The following is a 2,447-nucleotide window of genomic DNA, read 5'->3' as shown; positions in this document are numbered from 1 at the left end:
AACGGGCGGCGCTTGTCCTCGGCCGGAGCCGGGGCGTGGGCGCTGGTGATGACGTCGATCAGGCCGTCGCGCACCGCCTCAATCAGCGCCTGACGGTCGCTCTCGGCGCGAAGCGGCGGGTCCAGTCGGTAGAAGGTGCGGTAGTCGCCGATGTCCAGCTCGTTGAACGTCAGGTGATTGATCGAGGTGGTGGCGGTGACCGCGAGGCCCCTCGCGCGACCCCTCTCCAGGCTCTCCAGCGCGCACGCCGTAGTCACCTGATCGACCAGCAGGCGCGCGCCGGTGAGCTCCACCAGCGCCAGGTCGCGCTCCAGCATGATCTTCTCGGCGATCGGCGGCGTGCTCGGCAGACCGCGGCGTCCGGCGAACTCGCCCTCGCTGGCTGCAGCGCCCGCCGACAGCCACGGATCGGCGGGCCGGTGGGCGACCAGCACGCCGAAGCTGGCGGCGTAGGACAGCACCCGACGCATGACCTTGGAATCCACGATCGAGCGGTCGGCGTCGGTGACGTAGACGCAGCCGGCCTCCGCCAGCAGGCCGATCTCGGCCATACGCTCGCCGCGGGCGCCCTTGGTCGCGGCGCCGGCCGGATAGACGTGGACCATCTCGATGTCGCGGGTGCGGCGCAGGATGAAGTCGGCCACCGACGGGTCGTCGATCACCGGGTCGGTGTCGGGTTGCACGACGATGGAGGTCACCCCGCCGGCCGCAGCCGCGAAGGCCGCCGACTTCAGCGTCTCCTTGGTCTCCGCGCCGGGTTCGCCGGTCTTCACCCGCAGGTCGACGAGGCCCGGAGCCAGCATCGCGCCGGCGCCGTCGATCACCTGCAGGTCGCCCGACAATGCGCCCGGATCCGAACCCTGGAACACTTCGGCGATCACGCCGTCGCGCACGATCAGCGCTCCAGGACCGTCCCAGCCGCTGGCGGGGTCGACCAGCCGCACATTGGTGAAGGCGATCGGGCGCGCGCTCATCGATCATTGTCCAGGCGCGCGGCCAGGGACGCCAGCACCGCCATGCGCGCGGCGACGCCCATCTCCACCTGGTCCTGAATCAGGCTGACGGCCAGGTCGTCGGCGACGTCGGAATCGATCTCGACGCCGCGGTTCATCGGGCCGGGATGCATGACCCGGACGTGCGGCGCGGCGAAGCCCAGCTTCTCGCGGTCGAGGCCGAAGAAGCGGAAATACTCGCGCTGCGACGGCGCGAGGACCCCGTCCATCCGCTCCATCTGCAGGCGCAGCATCATCACCACGTCGCAGCCGGCGATGCCCTTGCGCATGTCGTGGAACGCCTCCACGCCCCAGCGATCCACCTGCGACGGCATCAGCGTGGGCGGGCCGACGAGACGCACCTGGGCGCCCAGCATCTGCAGCATGGCGACATTGGAGCGGGCGACGCGACTGTGCAGCACGTCGCCGCAGATCGCCACCTTCAGCCCGGCGATGTAGCCGAAGGCGCGGCGCATCGAAAGCGCGTCGAGCAGCGCCTGGGTGGGATGTTCGTGCTGGCCGTCGCCGGCGTTGATCACCGAACCCGAGACCTTCTGGCTGAGCAGGCTGGCCGCGCCGGACGAGCCGTGGCGCACCACCAGCAGGTCCGGGTGCATGGCGTTCAGCGTCACCGCGGTGTCGATCAGGGTCTCGCCCTTGCTGATCGAGGAGGCGCGCGGGCTCATGTTGACCACGTCGGCGCCCAGCCGCTTGCCGGCCAGCTCGAACGAACTCTGGGTGCGGGTCGAGTTCTCGAAGAACAAATTCATCAAGGTCAGGCCCTTGAGGAGATCGAGCTTCTTCGAGGGCTGGCGGTTGAGCGCGACGAAGCCGTCGGCGAGATCGAGGAGGGAGGCCACCTCGACCGGGTTCAGATCCAGCACGGAGAGGAAATGGCGGCGCGGGAAGGGGAAGTTCCTTCCGAGGACCTCGTTGAGCCCGGGCGCCTGCATCGTCATCGAGGTCGGGTCATAGGGGGCTTCCGGGTCGAAGCCAAGCGACTGTTGCCGATCAACCGCCGGCCAGCTTCGCGGCGGCCTCCGTCGTGGGGTATATAGATGGGGCAACCGGTTGCGGGGAGCCTGTCGTGCCTGACCAAGCTGTGACGTCGCGCGCCAAGGCGCTGAGCTCCAAGATCGCCACCGGGGTCGGCCTCACGGGCGTCGGTGCTATGGCCATCGGCGCCTTGGCGCTCGGCGCTGTGGCCATCGGGACTCTGGCGATCGGACACCTCGCCATCGGCCGACTGCGCATCAAGCGATTGCACATCGATGAGCTGACCGTGCGCCGGCTCAACGTGCTCGACCGGTCGGACTGACCGGGCGTCGCCTCAAGGCCGCAGCCGATCCAACGCGCCCTGCAGGATCCAGGCGGCGGCGGCCTTGTCGACCACCTCGGCCCGGCGGGCGCGCGAGGTGTCGGCCTCGTCGATCAGCATGCGGTTGACCGCCATCG

At 69.6% G+C, this 2,447-nt stretch carries 3 protein-coding genes and 1 pseudogene; 1 reads left to right on the top strand and 3 read right to left on the bottom strand.

Going from position 1 to position 2,447, the window contains the following annotated elements:
- On the bottom strand, positions 1-974 hold a 974-nt coding region (locus Q8M88_RS08655; RefSeq protein WP_305596405.1), incomplete at its 3' end, for a dihydroorotase.
- Complete coding sequence (locus tag Q8M88_RS08650; protein WP_305596403.1) at positions 971-1,951, bottom strand: aspartate carbamoyltransferase catalytic subunit; 981 nt, start codon at positions 1,949-1,951, stop codon at positions 971-973. The genes Q8M88_RS08650 and Q8M88_RS08655, both read right to left, overlap by 4 nt.
- Positions 1,952-2,079: 128 nt before the next feature.
- On the opposite strand from Q8M88_RS08650, the gene Q8M88_RS08645 reads away from it, so the two are divergent.
- Complete coding sequence (locus Q8M88_RS08645) at positions 2,080-2,310, top strand: hypothetical protein (RefSeq protein WP_305596401.1); 231 nt, start codon at positions 2,080-2,082, stop codon at positions 2,308-2,310.
- Positions 2,311-2,322: 12 nt separating this feature from the next.
- On the opposite strand, the pseudogene Q8M88_RS08640 reads toward Q8M88_RS08645, so the two are convergent.
- Positions 2,323-2,447 (bottom strand): annotated as a pseudogene (locus Q8M88_RS08640) (Holliday junction resolvase RuvX); the annotation flags it as partial.

The sequence above is a fragment of the Phenylobacterium sp. genome (genome assembly GCF_030693805.1).
Taxonomy (GTDB): domain Bacteria; phylum Pseudomonadota; class Alphaproteobacteria; order Caulobacterales; family Caulobacteraceae; genus Phenylobacterium.
The sequence above is the reverse complement of the archived record's forward strand: the minus strand, read 5'-3'. Positions and strand labels throughout refer to the sequence as shown.